Here is a 19,591-nt window from a genome sequence, read left to right as displayed (position 1 = left end):
ATGCAAGTATTAAGGAGGAAATACTGAATTGGATCAGCGATAAAAATTGCAAAAAATATAAGTTTAACTAATCATTGAATATTTACACTGAGCTGGATACAAAATAAAAGAAAAATATAGAATATAAAGGTTAAACAACTGATGTTTTATATAATACTTTTAATACTTCTAATCGTGATATGTTATAAATGGGGAGATTGGCGTAATTGGCAAAAATATCAATCAACTATTTTGTTCTTTACGCTGGGAGACTTCCTGTATATGGGACTTACTTATTTAAAGCCTCTGTGGGACTATGATACGAATTTTGCAAAAGGGATCTATGATAACCTTTTTGTAAATTTTACAATATTTCCATGCACAATCCTTCTTTTTATACCGAGATTCCCAGAGGGTATAAAAAAACAGGTATTATATATTTTGAAGTGGGTTGTTATCTATACTTCAGTTGAATGGCTTGCAACTCTGTTACATTCATTTCAACAAGAGAATGGATGGACTATTTGGTATTCTTTGACGTTTAACTTTGTTATGTTTCCGTTACTATGGTTACATTACAAGAAGCCTTTATTAGCATATCTAGGATCATTTGTGGTGGCTGTCACAATACTTTGGCTGTTTAAGATCCCAGTAAACGATATATGGTAATAACAGTTATATAATTTTTCCATTATTCTTCGGATTTTATTTCTATTTTCCCTTTTCGTAGTTAGAAATGTATTGTTCAAGTATTAATTCAAGCTGTGCATTAGCAGAGCGCTTGTTTTCTCCTGCAATCATTGTAAGTTTATCAATTGTTTTTTCGGATGCACGCAAAGTAAAAACCGTTCTATCTAACATTTTCATGCCTCCTTATTTGATAGCAATATTGTAGCATATAGCAATCAAAACTTATGCTATCTCATTGACAGCAAAATGATAGCTCGGTATAATTGCTGCAGGCCGTGATAGCAATGTGGTAGCAAGTAAGAAACAAACAAACAAACATCTTTAAGAATCCTAAAAGATATTTCAAAAAAGTTAAAAAGAGTTTTTGGATAATAATATTTAAACCAATGGTACACAAATCAAGGTGATATTATTGTTGCATTAGCACTATAAATACATAAAAATGTAAAAATATGGGTTGACGTATACGGCCTGATAGTATATAATTTCAATAATTGGTAAAGTCATTGAAATCGCCAATGCAACTAAGTCTATTACTTTGCTTTTATAAGTAAATTATACTACGAAAATAAGTTGGTGGTTATTTGTCTAATATTAAAGAAAACAAAGAGATATACATAAGACTTTTTAAACTTCTAAAACCATATTTCAAAAAAATCAGTTTGATATTTGTCTGTATTATTGCTTCAGCCGGAATAAATATGCTCATACCGTTACTAAGTAAGCAGATCATGGATAATGGGCTGCTTGCAAAGAATTTTACCGTTGTGGTCAAATTTTCCATACTTACATTGGCAATTGTTTTGATTGAACAGGCAATTGGTTTGCTGGAGACAAAATATTTTTCATATGTAAACTCCCTGTTTCAATACTCACTTCTCAAGGGGGCTTTTAAGCATCTTCAAAGACTTAAGCTTCAATATTTCAATAATACGAATTTCTCAGAGATTATGGGCAACATCGGCATGGATGTAGGGAACATATCAAGAGTATGTGATAAAGGAACTTTTATTATAATTTCGCAGGTATTCAGGATTATCGGAGGCTTGATCGGGCTGCTGCTAATTGACTGGAGACTGACATTGGTTGTACTGTTTGTTGCTCCTGCAAGATATTTTATAGTCAATTCTTTGGCAAAAAAGCGAAAGGCTATGTTCAAGGAATTTTTGGAGTATAACCGTGATTTCTCATCCTGGTACGGGGATACTATAAGCGGTATAAAGGAAATCAAACTTTCTGGGATTGACAGGATAAAAACAGGAGAGTTCATTAAAAAACAAAGAAAAATTGTCAAGATGAATATAAAAATGGCATTTTTGGATAAGTTCAACGAATACTCGGAAAGTGTTGTGTTTCAGGGAATATCCAGTGCTTTATACATACTGGGAGCGTACATGGCCTTCAGAAATGAACTCACTATCGGGGGTTTATTCGCATTTCTTACATATAGTGCTTATGTTATAGGACCTATATCTGCAATATTAAATATAGGGTATAATTTTTCAAACATAATCCCTTCTGCAAAAAGATTCTTTGAATTTCTCGACATGGAAACAGAGATTGAGGTTAAGCGGGAAACCAATGCCAGGGCCATTGATAATGAGGTGCCGGGAGACATAACATTTGAAAATGTGAGCTTTTCATATAAGGAAGGGGAGCAAATCTTAAATAAGATAAATCTGAATATAAAGGCCGGTGAAAAAATTGCTGTTATCGGAGCCAACGGCTCGGGAAAGAGTACTCTCATAAACTTGCTGCTGAGATTTTATAAGCCACAGGAAGGAAAAATATTGCTTGACGGAACTGATATAAACGACATCAAATTAAGGGATTACAGAGGCTTGATATCTGTGGTAAGTCAGGACTTATATCTTTTTAACACGACTATAGAAAAAAACATTTCCATTGGTTCAAAGGCGGATAACACAGTTATTAATAAAGCTGCTGTGAGAAGCGGTGCATATGATTTTATAAAAGACATGCCTTTAAAATATAAAAGTGAAGTGGGCAGAAACGGTTCCAGGCTTTCAGGCGGACAAAGGCAGAAGATAGCGATGGCCAGAGCTTTTGCCAGACAGTCAAAAATACTTATACTTGATGAAGCTACAGCAAATTATGATGTTGAATCAGAGGCATATGTAAATAAAATGCTGACAACAGACTTTAAAGACAGTACGGTCCTGGTGATAAGTCACAAGCCTGATATTTTGACAAAGGTGGATAAAATCTGGCTGGTACATGCCGGAAGCATTCAGGAATATCTCAGCTTCGGTGATCTAAAGAATAATTCTCTTGTTTACAAGGAACTTTTAGTTGAGGAAAAAAGGGTTGGCTAAATGTGCTTGAAGTTACTTTTCTTACTCTGCATATGTAAAATTATAAAATAGAATTAAGCAGAGGTCTGTCTATTGATCAAAAGCCGATTCAAAAAGGCAAAAGGGCGCAGTATAAAATAATCAGCTGCCCTGATGATATCAATATCACTTTCGGAATGCTGACAGAAAAGGCGTGCCATACCAAGTCTATGATATGTTCTATATTATGCTATAATTATTGCAGGAGGCTGTACATATGGAATACCTCAGCGGAATTGTAGAAAGAATAACTTATAATAACGAAGAAAACGGATTCAGTGTAATTAAAATTAAATCCAGGGGTTATGCAGAGCTGGTAACGGTTGTGGGAAATCTTGCTGCCGTTAATGTAGGTGCTGCAATCCGTTTAAAAGGTGATTGGAGACACGACAGCAAATATGGCAAGCAATTCAGTGTCGTTGACTATAGAGAGACAGTACCTGCCACAATCGCAGGCATAGAAAAATATCTTGGCAGCGGTATGATAAAGGGAATAGGACCTGTTTATGCAAAAAGGATTGTTGCCAGGTTCAAGGAGAATACTCTTAAAATCATAGAGGAGCAGCCTGATAGTCTGATAGATGTGGAAGGAATCGGCCAAAGACGTGTTGATATGATAAAGAGGGCCTGGCAGGAGCAGAAGGAAATAAAGAATGTTATGCTTTTCCTGCAAAGTAACGGTGTTTCAACGGCTTACGCAGTTAAAATCTACAAGACCTATGGGAATGAAAGTATAAATATTGTAAAAACAAATCCTTACCGACTTGCAGATGATATCTGGGGGATAGGCTTTAAAACGGCCGACAAAATAGCACGGCAGCTGGGTTTTGACAGCAATTCCTTTGAAAGATGCCGCTCAGGCCTGCTTTATGTTCTGAATGAACTGTCAAATGACGGGCATTGCTATGCCCTGAGAGATCAACTGTTTGAAGTGGCCGGAAGCATACTGGAGCTCGATAGGCCGCTTATTGAGGGAACACTTGACAGGATGCTGGAAGAAAAGCTTGTAATCGGGGACGAAGGAAATGCAGTATACCTTCCCGCTTTTTATTACAGTGAGCTGGGGGCAGCCAAAAGAGTGCGGCAAATACTTGCTGAAGAGAGCAAATACAAAGCTGCCGGCATAGATGAGCACTTAAAAAATATTCAAGAGGAACACAATATCCAATATGACGATATTCAAATAGAGGCAGTCAAGACTGCTGCCGGTTCCAAGCTTATGGTTCTCACAGGGGGACCGGGCACCGGAAAGACCACCACGACTCTCGCCATTATCAAGGTATTTCAAAAATTGAACGCAAGGGTATTACTTGCCGCTCCAACGGGTAGAGCTGCCAAAAGAATGGCGGAAACCACCGGTCTTGAGGCAAAAACCATACACAGACTGTTGGAATACAAGCCTCCCGAGGGCTATAAAAAGAATGAAGAAAGTCCGCTGGACTGTGATGTCCTGATAATTGATGAAACATCGATGGTTGATATCATGTTGTTTTATAATCTTTTAAAGGCTGTTTCCAATGAAACGGTACTTATACTGGTGGGTGACGTGGATCAGCTTCCGTCGGTGGGGGCAGGAAATGTACTTAAGGATATCATAGAGTCGGAAACTGTAAATGTTGTAAGACTTACGCGCATATTCCGGCAGGCCCAGGGAAGTGCAATAGTAACGAACGCACACAGGATAAACAGGGGTGAGACACCAAACCTTAAGGGCGGAAAGAGCAGCGACTTCTTTTTTATTGAAGAGGATGAGCCGCAAAAGGTTGTGGAAACCATAACAGAGCTATGTTCAAAGAGACTGCCCAACTATTACAAAGTTGATCCTGTCAATGACATTCAGGTGCTGTGTCCCATGCAGAAGGGAGAGACAGGAGCCTTCAATCTCAATATTATTCTGCAGGAAGCCCTGAATCCGGCCGAGGTTAGTATAAAGTACGGCGGAACAGTTTATAGGCTTAACGACAAGGTCATGCAGATAAAAAATAATTATGATAAAAATGTTTTTAACGGCGATATTGGCAGCATTACAGGTATTGATACCGAGGACAGAATGCTTGCTATTTGTTTTGACGGAGTGAATGTTGAGTATGATGCCACTGAGCTGGATGAAGTAGTTCTGGCCTATGCAACCACTGTTCACAAAAGCCAGGGCAGCGAGTATAAAATAGTGGTTGCACCTGTAACCATGCAGCATTATATGATGTTGCAAAGAAATCTACTGTATACCTGTGTTACAAGGGCCAAAAAAATTCTAGTGCTGGTGGGCTCCAAAAAGGCAATCGGCATAGCTGTCTCAAACAACAGAATGCAGAAGAGGAACACCATGCTGGTGGAAAGGTTGAAGAGAAGCAGGGATGATTAAATAACTATCAATATATTATAAATACATTGAAAATACCAAAAAATAAATTGCAAATGCAAGGTAAAACTACCTGAGTGGTGAAAAACAATTGTATCCACTCATCTTGGAATATTTCTCAGCAGCCTTTGTTATTTTATAAATATCACCAGCAACTAATCGTCAAAATAATCATTCTTAAATATCATTCTTTTAAAACAATTTAAAAAAGAAGGTGATGCCTTTCATTTATTAGTTCATCAGAAAAGGAGGTGAAAATATATGAGGTTTCATTTTACATTCGAGCTGGAAAATGAGGTTATTGATGTTAATTACAGGAGGAAAATACTATCCTTTTTAAAAAATGCCATTGAAAAAAGCGATAAGCAGTTCTATCAGCAGCTTTATGGCAATGGCAGCAATACCAATAAGGATTTTACCATGTCTGTTTATTTTGTTCCTGAAACACAATATGGAACGGAAACGATCAGTGTCAAAAGCAAAAGAGTAATAGTTAACATGTCTACTCCCAACTCCCTTACAGGAATACAGCTGTATAACGCCATGTGCGGGCAGAAATTCATCAAGTACAGGTTCTCTGGGGAAAACTCTCTAAGACTGGTCAAAATTCAAAATGAAAAGGAAAAACTTATAACACAGAACAGGGCCGTATTCAACACAATGTCACCGATTGTAATACGCGACCATAACCGGGAAACCGGCAGGGATTGGTTTTATACCTTTGAGGATGAACCCGCCGTGGACATTCTGAAGAGAAATCTTGAAGCGGAGCTCTCAGGAAAATTCCAGAGGGATATCGGTTATGATATCAGGCAGCTGAAAATTGAATTCATACGTATGAAAAAAGTAATCATTAAGAATTACGAACTCAAAATTCCGTGTTCTTTGGGCATATTCTCAATGGAGGGCGAACAGTACCTCCTGCAGTACCTGTATCAACGGGGAGTGGGTGCAAAAAGGTCTTTGTGTTTTGGAATGCTGGATCTGATTTAGTAATGTGGGAATGGAGGTGATTTATCTGGAGAATGAAATAATACGGCTTGCGCTGGGAGATTGGAGCTGGAATGCCTCGGTTGCAGGTTTTATCAATATCATAGGTGAGGAAAATGTTACATATGACGGAGCTTCTGCGCAAATTCCTGTGAACTGCCTTGAGGATTTTGAAGACAGGTATTTCAGGTATTTTATAGATACATATGAAAAAGCTCTTCCGTGGTATAGGATAGTCTCTTTTAAAAATACAATAGGCTTTTATAATGAAAATGGATTTGAAGGGCTGGATCTTAAAAAATTAAAGTCAATCAACGATTACATAAAGGATACCGTGAAAAGATATCTTACAAGCAACAGCTTTAAATCGGCTTTTGAACTGATGGGTGAAGCCGAGCGGATGGCAGAGCTTGAAAAAAACCTTTCGAAAGTCAGGGAACCCAAAGACGACACCGACTTTGAAAAAGTAAAAGAAGAAGTAATCGGAGAGTTAAAAAAGCAGTTTGAAATAATAAATAAAATAATAGAATACTGTGGAAATGAAAATGGAAGACGTTTCATAGGTGCTAAGAATGTCATATATACAATAATCAGAAATGGCTGGAACGGAATAAGCTTTTTAAATCCACAGACTAAAATAAAAGATATCTATGAGGATTACAGAACATATTTTGTGGATGAGGCCAGAGAATATCTGGCAGCAGATAAGCAAAAGTTCAGGTACAAATGCTTTACTTGCGGGGCTCCTATCAGAGATATGAACAATGATATGAGCTTTTTGAACCAGTCGGGTTTTGATACTGCAAGGAAACCGTCACATGTCTGGGACTTTGTCAATGACATTGCATTGTGTCCTGTGTGCAAGCTCATATATTCATGCCTGCCGGCAGGCTTTGTATATGTAAATAATACCGGACTGTATATTAATGCCAATGTAAATATGCGTTATAACGTCAGAGTTAACAGAAGTGCCCGGGATTCAGTGCTCAAGGAAGGCCGGAATGAGACAGCTTCCCGTAGAATCTACAAAGTGCTTGTGGAAGCCATGGAGAGGGAACGGATTGAAAAAAGCAGGTATGAACTGGCTGATGTGCAGGTGGTCCGATATGAAAACGAACGTTTCAAATTCAATCTTTTACCTGAGAGCACGATAAAATTGATCCACAAATATCATGACGAAATATCCGGATTGATCAGAACGGGCTATAAAGAGGGGAAGGAAAGCTATAGCATATATGAGCAGGTGCTTGAAAATATTTTCAACAATCAGAATCTGTTTTTGCTGGTGTATAAGCTGCTGCATTTCAAGACAGCTTCAAATAAGGATTGCTTTTTCCACATGGGGCATGTAGAGGATATACTCAGTATAAATGCGGGGTTGATAAAAAGTTTGGGAGGAATGGAGAATATGGATGAGAACAGGAATTATATAAATGAGGCAAAAAATTCAGGATATCATCTTAGAAAAGCATTCATGAAAAATAATGAAAAAACGGGTAAAATCCCGGGGATAAGCTACCGACTGCTCAATGCGCTTAAAACCGGAAATAGAAATATGTTTATGGACGTGCTGCTTAATTCTTACCTGTATACTGGAAACAAAGTGCCGGCCGTAATCTCGGAAATATTCAGGAGTGATGAGCTGTTCAGTACAATTGGTTATAGTTTTGTAACAGGCTTTATTGCGGAAAGATCCGATGACAGCGGCAATGAGGCAAATAATGAAAAAACGGTAAATGGAGAGGAGAACTGATTATATGAATAATTTAAAAGTTAAGGGATTGACAATGACAATCCTGTTTCAGGCAGAAAGTGCGAACTACGGTGAAAGCGTAGGGAACGTAGCATCCTTGAAAAAAATATCCAGGAATAAGGGTGAGCAGTATACATATATATCCAGGCAGGCTATCCGTTACAATATTGCGGAACAGCTTGGTGAACCCCAGGCTCCTGTCTCAGCTGAAGGGGCGGGAGATAAAAAGGTGATTCAGTTCAGTCAGGAGGCCACTATTACAAATTATCCCGAAGTGGATTTTTTCGGTTATATGAAAACTGAAAAGGGCACCGGAGGAAAGAAGAGAAGTGCAAAGGTAAGACTGTCCAATGCCATTTCGCTTGAAACCTTCAAGGGTGATCTGGATTTTCTCACGAACAAGGGACAGGCCGATAAAATCAAAAGTGATATGAATATAGCACAGGCTGAAATCCATAAGTCATACTACCGGTATACCATAGCTGCCGACCTGGATCAGATAGGCAGCGACCAGGAATACGGCATAGAGCTTGAGAACGGTGAAAGGGCAAGAAGAGTAAAGAAACTGTTGGATACCGTTGCAATGCTGTACAGGGATATCAGAGGCAGAAGAGAGGATTTGAAACCGTTATTTGTAATAGGCGGAGTATATGATATAAAGAATCCCGTATTTCAGAATGTTGTTTCAATTGAGAATAACTGCATTAATATTAGTCAGATAACAGGAGTAATGTATGACGGAATCCGGGAACATACCTTTACGGGAATTGTAGACGGCCGGTTTGACAATACAAATGAAGTAAGAGAGGTTCTGAAGGCGGCAACGGTGCCGGAATTCTTTACAGCCCTTAAGAATGAGGTGGACAAATATTATGAGGGGAATTAGGCTTAAACTAAGTCAGGATATGGTCAACTATAAAAAGCCTGCAAGCTTTCAATTGAAGGAAACCTACCCTCTTCCGCCGTACTCGACAGTCATTGGAATGATTCACAATATATGCGGTTATACCGAATATCACCCTATGAAAATAAGTGTACAGGGGAAATATTTTTCCAAGGTCAACGACCTGTTTACACGGTATGAATTTAAAAATGGCATGACATATGACGAGAAACGACACCAGCTGAACGTAAACGGGTACGGGATATCCAGAGGGGTTGCAACAGCGGAGCTCCTGGTGGATGTGGAACTGCTGCTGCATATCGTCCCCGAAGCAGAGGAGGATGTTCAGGAGATATATGATTGGCTGCTGAGACCGTTGGAATATCCGTCATTGGGAAGGCGGGAGGATCTGACGGTACTTGAAGAGGTTAGAATAGTTGAAATCAATGAAGATGTTGCCGGTTACGATTTGGAGCTTGAAAAGGGCTATGGAGCATATATCCCGGTTTCATATCTGATGAATGATTATGTTGAGACCAGAGCCGTTGACGGATTGGAATATTCGGGAACCTGCTATAAACTTAACAAAAACTACAGGCTTTCAAATTTCGGCTCCGATAAGGCACCAAAGGTATTTAGAAGATGGGAAACAGTTGACGTATTGTATGGACGAGATATTCAGATGAAAAGAAAGAAGCCGTTTTATGTGGACGAGCTGGGAACCTGTGTATTTCTGGCGTAGCAGGCAAAATAACAGAGAATGTAAAAAGCTGCTAATAAGAACCTGAGGTGAATAAAAGGTGTATTAAGGAGGGCAAATGGATAACAAGGCAGCAGATGAGAGATTTATTGCAAAGACGATACCCAGAAAAGATATTCAAGGGCATACCGATGATTTACTGGATAACTTTAAGCTGCTGAAAGAGCTGTATCCTAATCTGAAGATAGATTGGGAGCTGCTCCGCCTGGCGTGTATATACCATGATCTGGGGAAAATGAATGACACATTCCAGCAGTGTGTCCACGGCAAGGTAAAAAGTACAGGAATACCGCATGGTTTCCTGAGCCTTGGTTTTATAGATGTTGAATATCTCGAAGAGCTAGGATATGAGGAGAAAGATATAAGGGCCCTATTTCAGGCAGTGGCATACCATCATGAACGGGATGTGTACCTTGAAGAGGATGAAATATCCAGGGAGATAGCCCGGCTGGCAGGTGTTTTCAAAAATTTTGAATACCGGCCGCTGCCATCCAGACATCTGGATGCCCGGTTGTACAAAAGTTTTTTCAGACTGGGGACAAGACCATATGAGTCACGGGATGGGGAATATTTTTTTAAAACAATTATGCTGAAAGGACTTTTGAACAGGATTGACTATGCCGCAAGTGCGGGAATAGATGTAGAAAAACCTGCGGGTTTTCTGCCGGAAGCCATGGAAATCCTGGTGAATGGGTGGAAAAAAGACAACCCCGGTGCCGGATGGAACGAGCTGCAAAAATATATGCTTGAAAACCGGAATGAAAATGTAGTTGTGGTGGCTCAGACCGGCATGGGGAAAACCGAGGCAGGACTTCTCTGGCTTGGAGACAGCAAGGGCTTCTTTACCCTGCCTCTTAAAAGTGCGATTAATGCAATTTACAAGCGCATTGCGGAAAATATAGCAGGAAAGGATATGGAAAACCGTGTTGCACTGCTGCATTCGGATACTCTGAAGGTATATACAGAGCAGGAGGAAAGCAATAAATATAAAAAGAAATCATCGGAAGCGGATGATATACGGGAATATGAGAGTGCTGAACTCGAAGGATACTACACCAGGACAAGGCAGCTTTCTCTGCCGCTGACAATATGTACATTGGATCAGATATTTGATTTTGTGTACAGGTATAAGGGTTTTGAACTTAAGCTTGCGACGCTGTCCTATTCAAAAGTAATCGTGGATGAGATTCAGATGTATTCCCCTGATCTTATTGCCTATCTAATTCTTGGACTGAAATATATTACAAGGATGGGAGGCAGGTTTGCAATCCTGACCGCAACTCTTCCAGGAGTAATTCTGGATTTGATGAAGGACGAGGGTATATGTTTTAAAGGGTCTGAAACCTTTACAAACGGGCTTGTGCGTCACAGTATAATGAAAATTGATTCCCAGATTGACGAAGATTCCAGTATTGCCGAAATGGCAAGGGCCTATAATAAAAATAAACTCCTGATTATTTGTAATACGGTCAGGAAGGCAAAAACAGTTTACAATAAATTAAAAGCTGTTCTGCAGAAGGAAACAGGGGATGAAAGTGTAGAACATTTGCAGCTTTTGCACAGCGGTTTCATCAGGGAAGAGAGGAGTAAAAAAGAGGACCGCATCATGGAGCTTGGGAAGAAGGGAAGTACGGGCTGCGGAATCTGGGTCACAACACAGTTGGTCGAAGCTTCCCTGGATATAGATTTTGATTTGCTTTATACCGAGCTGTCCGATCTTAACGGACTCTTCCAGAGAATGGGCCGCTGCTGCCGGCATAGAAAGCTGGACAAGGAATATAACTGCTTTGTATTCACCGGAGGAAATAAAAAGTGCAGTGGAGTGGGTTCCTTTATTGATGAAAAGATTCATCAGCTCTCAAAGGAAGCACTTTATAATGGTGTCCTGAATGAAACTGCCAAAGCAGAAATGATAAAAGAGACCTATTCCACTGAAAAACTTAAGGATACCGGATATTATTCTGATATAAAGAGTACGATCCAGTATGTCAAGGACATTTCTTCCTATGAAATGGATAAAAGGGATGTAAACAAAGTATTCAGAGACATTGACCAGGTATCTGTGATTCCTTTGAGCGTTTATAAGGAACATGAGGAGGATATCGGATATAATATCGGGATTATCAAAAGCAGGGAATATTCAAAAAAGGAGAAGGTAAAAGTCCGTGAAGCATTGAGAGACCTGATGGTTCCTGTCCAGAGAAGACTGGCAGAGGAAACTAAGATTATTTTCAAAAAAATCTCAAACGGCTTTGATATTATTGCAGTTGATGCGGAATATAGCATTGAAACAGGAATCAGTTTTGAAAAAACCGGAAAAGAAGAGTTTAGAAATGCTGAATCAAGAATGTTCTAGTACTGGTAACTTCTTATTTATTCTTTAAGTACCTATCGACAGAAATCGGGTGCGTGGACCTTGATAATTCAATATTGTAGCAGGCAAGGTTTTATATAAACATACTGGAATGTAAATCTTTGAGTCAGTCTGTAAGGCGTACAGGCTCAATCGTTTTATATAAACATACTGGAATGTAAATTCCCTGCGGTATTCGTCCTTTATGGCATATTCTACTGGTTTTATATAAACATACTGGAATGTAAATAAGTTAAATAGCTGTTTGTGTCCTTCTCTCTTTTCAGTTTTATATAAACATACTGGAATGTAAATTGATCAGGTGGCATAGGGGCGGTTATGAGCCGAAAGAGTTTTTATATAAACAAACTGGAATGTAAATTAATATCCTGCTTGAGATCAAGTTCATAGCAGCCAGGTTTTTATATAGACATACTGGAATAAAATGATACTCATGTTCAGGAATCAAGAATATCATTTGTTGCTTTTATCTTTTATATAAACCGATTCTAAAACAAATAATTTTAAGATTTTCTAGTTGCCTTTGAGTTTTAATATAAGTATACTTGAAGGGAATGTGAAGAATTGAAGCTTTGTATAAACTATCGCACCATACATAGCTTTTATATAAACATACTGGAATATAAATTTGGGTATATTTATAGTTGGTGCTATAATCGGCTTGTTTTCATATATACATAATGGAATGTAAATAATTTAACCAGAGCATCAGCTATAACATCATAGTCTAGTTTTTATATAAACACACTGGAATGTAAACGCCATCAGCTGTTTGATACCTTGGCTTTTCATTTTTATATAAGCAGATTGGAATGTAAATACCACGACCACGACCAGCACTACAATTAGCCACCCATTTTTATATAAACAAACTGGAATGTAAATAGATCAGGCGTTTCGAGGAACATTGCCAGCGGCAGGGTTTTTATACAAACATATTGGAATGTAAGTAACATAGTATCCTGGCAGTTGTCAATGATGATAGCGATGTTTTTATATAAACACACTGGAATGTAAACGCCATCAGCTGTTTGATACCTTGGGATTTTTATTTTTATATAAACAGATTGGAATGTAAATTCACAAAATACCCTGGCTTTTCTGGGGTTAGTTCTGGTTTTTATATGAATATACTGGAATGTAAATATGGGAAAGAATGACGGTGGCCCGGACGGTTTGCAGCTTTTATATAATCAAAATGGACATAAAGTTTGCTCAAGAAACAAATCCTTAACCGGAGGGAATAGTGAGGCTTTATTTGAACACATTTACTATTGTCAATCAAATAATCTTCTCAATAAATAAACATTCCTACCTCTGGCTGCGTATTTGTACCGGCTGATTCTGTAAACTAAAGATTCGGTATAATGTATAGGAAAAAGTTGTCATAATAAGTCAATTTAACTAAAAAACAGTTTCAATTTACCTCCTCTGGGTATATAATCTTAGGAGTATATACAAGTTTACGTAATAAGTAGAGAGAGGTGCTAATGTTATGTTCAAAAACATGAAAGTATTTAACAAGGTATTGGTTATGGCTATTTTTTCCTTGATATTGTTATTATACCAGGGAGCTGTATCCTATTACTTCTTGAATGTGGCGAATTCCGGTATTGACAGTTTATACAACAATTATCTTAAGGGTACGGAATACATAAATGACATAAGAGCAAATTCGCGGGCTAATGAAGCGAATTTGCTCTATATAATTTTGAATACCGGTAACAAAACTTTTCAGGAAGAAAAGCTGAAAGATCTTGACCTGAGAACACAGACCATATCAGAAGATATTTCAAGGCTCAAAGAATTGGAAATAGATGATTTTGAGGTGGATGCACTTTCTTCGGCTTCACTTAACGTCAAGAATTTCAATGAGGCCAGAGACGAGATCATAAAGCTGGCAATGGCCGGAGATCAGAAGTCTGCAATGAAAAAATACAGTGATAATGTCAAGTATATGAATGATTATCAGCAGCAGTATCAGGAACTGGCAAAAAGTCTTGTCAATCTGTCCATGGCAATACATACCGATAGTGAAAACAATAAAAAAATAGCAATAGCCTTTTTGATTGGGACTTTCCTTATTGCAGCCGCCCTTGGTCTTATCCTTGCCATTATAATCGCAAGATCAATTTCAAGGCCTTTGAACAGTGCCGCCAGGCATTTGAATATCATAGGCTCGGGAGATTTGTCGCAGGAAATTCCTGAGACCTATAAGAAACACAAGGATGAGGTCGGCCAGATAATAAATTCTATCGGCAAAATGCAAATGTCCCTGACCGATATTTTACGTACGGTCAAATATGAGGCCGACAGATCCATGGAACATATTGCCGTAACCCATGAGAGAATCGAGGAACTGAACGGTGAAGTGGCCGCTATTACAGGGACTGCCCAGGAATTATCGGCAGGTATGCAGGAAACGGCGGCTTCGGCACAGGAAATGACAGCCACTGCCCATGAAATAGAAACGGCAGTTGAAAATGTAGCTTCAAAGGCTCTGGAAGAAGTGAATATTGCAACGGATATTAACCAAAGAGCCGGAAACATAAAGCAGAAGGCCACAGATTCCTTGAATGAAGCCAGACAGCTTTTTGAGACCGCACAGGAGAAGCTTAACAGTTCATTGATCCATGTAAAAAAAGTTGACCAGATAGGGGAAATGTATTCTACAATACTTGCCATTACCGAGCAAACAAACCTGCTGGCATTGAACGCGGCAATTGAGGCCGCAAGAGCCGGTGAGCACGGAAAGGGTTTTTCGGTGGTTGCCGATGAAATAAGAAAACTCGCCGACGAATCAAAAAATACCGTCTCAAAGCTGCAGAACATAACAAATCTTGTGACCGGCTCGGTAGCGGATTTGGCGGATAACTCAACCAACATGCTGAAATTTATGAATGAAAGGGTACTCAACGACTATTCTCTGTTATTGGAAACCAGTGAACAATACAGCAAGGACGCTATTTACTATTACGACAATTCAACCGACTTAAGCGCAACCTGCGAGCAGCTGCTGGCTACAATACAAAATATGGTTTCGGCCATAAATGAAATTGCTCTGGCTGCAAATGAAGGTGCGGCAGATATTAATGATATTGCCCGAAAGACAATGACAATAAATGAAAAGTCGGCAGAAACCAAAGAAATGACCTTTAATATTAAAGAAAGCTCTGACAGAATGATAGAACAGGCTGCACGGTTCATTATAACGCCCGGAAATGATGCAGGCAGGGACACTGGGATTTAACACCGCCGGGGGATTTTATAATCCCAGCCTGCCGTCTTTGAGATAAATGGTATCACCCCTCAGATCGCTGAGCGATGGCCAGTTGGATGTGACTATCAAAATTGCAATTCCCCTGTCCGCCAACAGATTAATCATCTGCTCAGTAATCTGATTGACCTTTACATCGGTGATTGAAAAGGGCTTTATACACACGAGGACCCTGGGCGAATACAGCAGCCACTTGCAGTAAACCACTTTCTGCTGAATGCTGGGCGGAACCATGTAAACCGGCTTTCTGAAATAAGTTGGATCTATCAGCTGATCAAGAGTCTTTATTACACTTTTGCCGTATCTGCTTTTGACCCAGAACCAGTTGACCTTGTTTGATAATGGTATGCACAGGTTATACAATACGCTTAACCTTTTAAAAAGCATTACTTCGGTTGGATTTTCCTCAACAAAGCACACTCCCTTTTCCTGGGCATCGGCTATGCTGCTGGCAGAATAGCTGTTATTATTAACGGTGATCCTCCCCCTGTAAGTGCCTATTGTACCGTTAAGAAGGCCGATAAGGTCATTTTTGCTTTCATCGTCCATATAAAATATCTTCAGGATTTCGCCGCGCCGGATATCCAGGCTGATATCCTGCAAAACATCGGTATATATGTTATTCAGAGAAAGCACGACCTCCCTCTGCTGTGAGGATGTGCCGGCCTCACTTGCAATATCTTTGTAGGAATCATCCGGCTGTTTGGCATTTAAGAGCTGATATATCATTTTTCGGTCCAGGTTGGCCGAATTGAAAAGACCCATTGTTTTTCCGTTTTTTATCAGACAGAGCTGGTTGGTCTGTTCGAAGACAACATCTTCAAAGGTCTCAGTTACAATAAAGCCGATCCCCTTACTTTTCAGCTTGTTTACCAGTTCAAAGAAAGTGATCAGCTCTGTGGTGTTCAGAATGCTGGTTATATTGGAAAGTACGATAAGCCTGCAATCAAGGGTATATGCCTTAAGCAGTTCTATGGTGATGCTTTCCAGGTTGGTCAGCTGGGGGATGGGCTTGTTTACAGGTATATCAATATTAAAGTGCTCAAAGAGCGTTTGAGTCTTTTTCCTGTATAGGCCTGATCTCAGAAAAATATCCTCTGAGTGGAAGAGAAAAATATTTTCATATATCTTCATCTGTTTTATCAGTTTTGAGGATTCGGTTATCGTGAAGATGTTTTTTTTGACAGGATCGTCATTACTGCTGCTTTCTATGACCTCCTCATTAATATACATCCTTCCGTAGGACAGTCTGGCATCTCCGTTTAACAACTTCAGAAAGGCATTTTTTTCCTCCATGTTGTCAAAGATAATTCCAAGGGTTTCACCTGCAAAAACCTGAAGGTAAATGCTGTTAAAAATTTTCTGCCCCTTGAGCACAAGCTGGCCGTTGTCTATTCTGAAAATCTCTTCTTTCATTGCATTCCTCCGGGTTATTCTGCATGCTTTGGAATTTTAGGAAGTGTGAGCCGTACATCCGTCCCGACATTTACCGTACTGTATACATGAACACCGTACTCGTCTCCGAATATGAGTTTTATCCTTCTGCATACGTTCTTAAGTGCGATTCCTCCGGATTTCCTCTTATCACTGTTAACATAGCTGACGGCCACACGCTCCAAAGAATCATTTATTTTAGTCAATACTTCCGAGGGTATTCCCAGTCCGTCATCCTTTACACTTATAAACAGGTTTTTCCTTGTACTTTCAATACTTATAAAAATATTGCCGCCCTGGGATTTACCCTCTAATCCGTGAAAGATTGCATTTTCGATTATTGGCTGGAGGGTTAGCTTGGGCACCTGATTTAACAGGATATCTTCATTGTCGGGATAGTTTACGGTCAACTTGAATTTGTCGCCGAATCTGTACTGCTGTATTGTAAAGTAGTTTTCTATATTTTCCAATTCATCCTCCAGGGTAACAAGGTTGCCCACATCAGTTATGGTGTACCGGAAGAAGGAGGCCAGTGCTTCGGTTGTTTCGGCAATACTTGCAAGACCTGCATACAGGGCATCTCCTCTGATGGCTTCAAGAGTATTGTACAGGAAGTGGGGATTTATCTGATTTTGCAGGGCCAGGTACTCGGCCTGTTTCTTTGACATATTGATGGCATCCTGCTTGTTGAGCAGATAGTGAAAACGGTCCATGACCTTGACGGTTTCGGGTGTAAGGTAGTCGGGATTTTGAAAGAGTTCTTCATATATCTGACCGTTCAGAAACATCTTATATTGCTTCTTTATATTCAAGTGAGGCAGGACAATCAAATAATAAAGGCAGGAAATTAAAGCCAGCAGCAATATTGTCATCACCGCTTTAAATTTTAGATTGTTAACGGCAATAATTCCTGCAATATTCATTAAAATCAATACAATAAAAGCCAGGGTACTTCTTGTGGATAAGGCAGTTTTTCTTTTCATATGCGCACCTGTCACAATGTATATAATGAGTTTTTAGGAATACAGCTTCCGGTATTCAGTGGGGCTGAGTCCGGTGGACTTTTTGAATTTCTTTGTAAAATACTTTATATCATTAAAGCCTACCTGGGTGGATATATCAATAATGCTTTTATCGGTGTCAACCAGGATCTGTTTGGCATTCTGGACACGGATCTCGGTAATGTAATCCACGAAATTCATACCGGTTTCCTTTTTAAAGACACTGGAAAAATAGGTGGGATTAAAGCCTATTTTATCTCCGATTATCTCTAAAGTAAGAGCCTGGTTATAGTTTTCGTTGATAAACTGCTTTGCCAGCCTTATGGGTTTTGAATTCTCCAATTTTTTTTCTGCGGTCCAGGTATCAAGACTTTCATCAATCCTCTGCAGGAGAGTGTCAAAAACCTCGTCCACAGAGCAGTACATAAAAAAGTCATACATCAGTGTTTCAAGGAGGTTCTCATTCTTAATGATAATCCCGTAAGTCCTTATACTGAACTTAAATAAATCAATCAGATCCTTATAAACATCAAAGACAAGCTGGCCGGTTAAATTGCCGACCGACTTGATGTCCGACTTCAGCTTATCGAATAATATCTTTTGCTGGATATGATTCAAGGTCTCAATATTAAATAAAAACTCTTTTCTGAATTTTCCGTCAACAATCTGTTCGGAACGGACGGCAGCTGGTTTTATGTTGGTGTACTCCAATAAATCGGCACCGGATATCAATTTGTTCAGATTTGCAATCCTCACTTCGCGTTTACAGTCATTTATCCCGCTTAAATCGGTTTTTTCCGAGCTCAGGGCAATAAACAGCCTGAAATCGCCTATGACATCTTTTAATTCCAGGATGGTGGTTCTGAACTTTTTCAACTGCTTGCGGAGCCTGGAAAATTCTTCATTGGTCCCATTTATAAGGCAGTAGACATAATCACTTCTAACTATGGAAATAACCTCGCTGAACAGGGAAAGATCCTCGGCCACAGTATCCCTTATTTTTGACAAAACAAATTCATATACGCGGGAGTCGGTATTTGAGCCTTTGATAACCGGTTGTATCATCAGCAGCTGGATGTTGCCCCTGACAAAATTGCAGTGGTAATGTTTGTTTATTTCATCCGGATTTGAGCTGTCTGCAGTAATTGTGCTTTTTTCCAGCAGCTCACTCAGAAAATTTCTTTTTAACTTCTTCTCGGTGAATGTCAATTGTTTTTTCATCTCTTCCTTTTCAGAAAGGTTGTCTTTCAAGGCCTGGTGTTTTGTTATCAGCTTTTGAAGAGTTTGCAGCAGTTCTTTCTTTTTAACGGGTTTCAGCAGATAATCGTCCACCCCGAATTTTATAGCCTTCTGGGCATAATCAAATTGGCTGTAACCGCTTATGATTATGAAATGTATATTCTTATTAATCTCCAGAGAATTCTTTATCAGGTCCAGGCCATCATAGTTTGGCATTCTGATATCGGTTATTACAATATCGGGACTATATTGCTTTACATAATCAAGCGCAGTCAGACCGTCCTGTGCAAACCCTATAAGTTCAAGTCCCAGGGCTTCCCAGTCCACAAGACATTGGATCAACCTGCATACCTTTATTTCATCATCTACTATCAGAACTTTTAGCATTGACATTACCCCCGCTGAATAACGTATAAGGATTTAAATTGCCGTGTTTGGTGTTTCGGATATTTTTATGATGCTCTCATTTCATTGTTCATTATACACTATAAATTTTTT

General features: G+C 39.3%; 13 protein-coding genes and 1 CRISPR repeat array. Of the genes, 9 read left to right on the top strand and 4 right to left on the bottom strand.

Annotation, left to right across the window (positions count from 1 at the left end):
- Nucleotides 1–141 precede the first annotated feature (141 nt).
- Entirely contained in the window at nucleotides 142–648 is a 507-nt protein-coding gene (locus CTER_RS29305) for a CBO0543 family protein (RefSeq protein ID WP_004628986.1), read from the top strand.
- A 42-nt stretch (nucleotides 649–690) separates the two neighbouring features.
- On the opposite strand, the gene CTER_RS28425 is transcribed toward CTER_RS29305, so the two are convergent.
- Nucleotides 691–840: a hypothetical protein gene (locus CTER_RS28425; protein ID WP_004628978.1), complete on the bottom strand. Its 150-nt coding sequence runs from the start codon at nucleotides 838–840 to the stop codon at nucleotides 691–693.
- A 413-nt stretch (nucleotides 841–1,253) separates the two neighbouring features.
- Here CTER_RS28425 and CTER_RS20755 point away from each other — a divergent pair, with 413 nt between their 5' ends.
- The 8 genes from CTER_RS20755 to CTER_RS20720 all read left to right on the top strand — a co-directional run bounded on the left by CTER_RS20755 (nucleotide 1,254) and on the right by CTER_RS20720 (nucleotide 15,392).
- Nucleotides 1,254–3,005: an ABC transporter ATP-binding protein gene (locus CTER_RS20755; protein WP_004628979.1), complete on the top strand. Its 1,752-nt coding sequence runs from the start codon at nucleotides 1,254–1,256 to the stop codon at nucleotides 3,003–3,005.
- 235 nt (nucleotides 3,006–3,240) lie between these two features.
- The gene (recD2, locus tag CTER_RS20750; RefSeq protein ID WP_004628987.1) at nucleotides 3,241–5,385 is read left to right on the top strand and encodes an SF1B family DNA helicase RecD2; all 2,145 of its coding nucleotides are present in this window, start codon (nucleotides 3,241–3,243) and stop codon (nucleotides 5,383–5,385) included.
- 258 nt (nucleotides 5,386–5,643) lie between these two features.
- Complete coding sequence (cas6, locus tag CTER_RS20745) at nucleotides 5,644–6,375, top strand: CRISPR-associated endoribonuclease Cas6 (RefSeq protein WP_004628954.1); 732 nt, start codon at nucleotides 5,644–5,646, stop codon at nucleotides 6,373–6,375.
- Between the two features lie 10 nt (nucleotides 6,376–6,385).
- Nucleotides 6,386–8,125: a type I-B CRISPR-associated protein Cas8b1/Cst1 gene (gene cas8a1, locus CTER_RS20740; protein ID WP_083909057.1), complete on the top strand. Its 1,740-nt coding sequence runs from the start codon at nucleotides 6,386–6,388 to the stop codon at nucleotides 8,123–8,125.
- A 4-nt stretch (nucleotides 8,126–8,129) separates the two neighbouring features.
- Nucleotides 8,130–9,011, top strand: a complete 882-nt coding sequence (gene cas7i / locus CTER_RS20735) for a type I-B CRISPR-associated protein Cas7/Cst2/DevR (RefSeq protein ID WP_004628988.1) — start codon at nucleotides 8,130–8,132, stop codon at nucleotides 9,009–9,011.
- Nucleotides 8,998–9,750 (top strand): CRISPR-associated protein Cas5, encoded by a 753-nt coding sequence (cas5, locus tag CTER_RS20730; RefSeq protein ID WP_004628952.1) that lies wholly within the window; start codon nucleotides 8,998–9,000, stop codon nucleotides 9,748–9,750. The genes cas7i and cas5 overlap by 14 nt, the downstream gene beginning before the upstream one ends.
- Before the next feature lie 76 nt (nucleotides 9,751–9,826).
- Nucleotides 9,827–12,124, top strand: coding sequence for a CRISPR-associated helicase/endonuclease Cas3 (locus CTER_RS20725; RefSeq protein ID WP_004628994.1), 2,298 nt, complete (start codon nucleotides 9,827–9,829; stop codon nucleotides 12,122–12,124).
- Nucleotides 12,125–12,212: 88 nt separating this feature from the next.
- A CRISPR array of direct repeats spans nucleotides 12,213–12,503; the repeat unit is 29 nt; unit sequence GTTTTATATAAACATACTGGAATGTAAAT.
- Between the two features lie 1,134 nt (nucleotides 12,504–13,637).
- A complete protein-coding gene (locus CTER_RS20720) occupies nucleotides 13,638–15,392 on the top strand; it encodes a methyl-accepting chemotaxis protein (protein ID WP_004628959.1) in 1,755 nt (584 codons plus the stop codon).
- Nucleotides 15,393–15,407: 15 nt separating this feature from the next.
- Here CTER_RS20720 and CTER_RS20715 read toward each other — a convergent pair whose 3' ends face one another.
- Genes CTER_RS20715 through CTER_RS20705 form a run of 3 tightly spaced genes read right to left on the bottom strand, consistent with a single transcriptional unit; the run spans nucleotide 15,408 to nucleotide 19,480 of the window.
- Entirely contained in the window at nucleotides 15,408–16,835 is a 1,428-nt protein-coding gene (locus tag CTER_RS20715; RefSeq protein WP_004628976.1) for a sugar ABC transporter ATP-binding protein, read from the bottom strand.
- 14 nt (nucleotides 16,836–16,849) lie between these two features.
- Nucleotides 16,850–17,836, bottom strand: coding sequence for a sensor histidine kinase (locus tag CTER_RS20710; RefSeq protein WP_004628982.1), 987 nt, complete (start codon nucleotides 17,834–17,836; stop codon nucleotides 16,850–16,852).
- A 33-nt stretch (nucleotides 17,837–17,869) separates the two neighbouring features.
- A complete protein-coding gene (locus CTER_RS20705) occupies nucleotides 17,870–19,480 on the bottom strand; it encodes a response regulator transcription factor (RefSeq protein WP_004628953.1) in 1,611 nt (536 codons plus the stop codon).
- Nucleotides 19,481–19,591 lie beyond the last annotated feature (111 nt).

It is taken from the genome of Ruminiclostridium cellobioparum subsp. termitidis CT1112 (assembly GCF_000350485.1).
GTDB classification, from domain to species: Bacteria; Bacillota; Clostridia; order Acetivibrionales; family DSM-1351; genus Ruminiclostridium; species Ruminiclostridium termitidis.
Note: the sequence above shows the minus strand (reverse complement) of the source record. Positions and strands in the feature narration are given on the sequence as shown.

What these genes read in the sequence shown, in the direction of transcription:
- CTER_RS29305 (WP_004628986.1), top strand. Translation starts at nt 142, where the DNA reads ATGTTTTATATAATACTTTTAATACTTCTAATCGTGATATGTTATAAA.
- CTER_RS28425 (WP_004628978.1), bottom strand. Translation starts at nt 840, where the DNA reads ATGTTAGATAGAACGGTTTTTACTTTGCGTGCATCCGAAAAAACAATT.
- recD2 (WP_004628987.1), top strand. Translation starts at nt 3,241, where the DNA reads ATGGAATACCTCAGCGGAATTGTAGAAAGAATAACTTATAATAACGAA.
- cas6 (WP_004628954.1), top strand. Translation starts at nt 5,644, where the DNA reads ATGAGGTTTCATTTTACATTCGAGCTGGAAAATGAGGTTATTGATGTT.
- cas8a1 (WP_083909057.1), top strand. Translation starts at nt 6,386, where the DNA reads ATGGAGGTGATTTATCTGGAGAATGAAATAATACGGCTTGCGCTGGGA.
- cas7i (WP_004628988.1), top strand. Translation starts at nt 8,130, where the DNA reads ATGAATAATTTAAAAGTTAAGGGATTGACAATGACAATCCTGTTTCAG.
- cas5 (WP_004628952.1), top strand. Translation starts at nt 8,998, where the DNA reads ATGAGGGGAATTAGGCTTAAACTAAGTCAGGATATGGTCAACTATAAA.
- CTER_RS20725 (WP_004628994.1), top strand. Translation starts at nt 9,827, where the DNA reads ATGGATAACAAGGCAGCAGATGAGAGATTTATTGCAAAGACGATACCC.
- CTER_RS20720 (WP_004628959.1), top strand. Translation starts at nt 13,638, where the DNA reads ATGTTCAAAAACATGAAAGTATTTAACAAGGTATTGGTTATGGCTATT.
- CTER_RS20715 (WP_004628976.1), bottom strand. Translation starts at nt 16,835, where the DNA reads ATGAAAGAAGAGATTTTCAGAATAGACAACGGCCAGCTTGTGCTCAAG.
- CTER_RS20710 (WP_004628982.1), bottom strand. Translation starts at nt 17,836, where the DNA reads ATGAAAAGAAAAACTGCCTTATCCACAAGAAGTACCCTGGCTTTTATT.
- CTER_RS20705 (WP_004628953.1), bottom strand. Translation starts at nt 19,480, where the DNA reads ATGCTAAAAGTTCTGATAGTAGATGATGAAATAAAGGTATGCAGGTTG.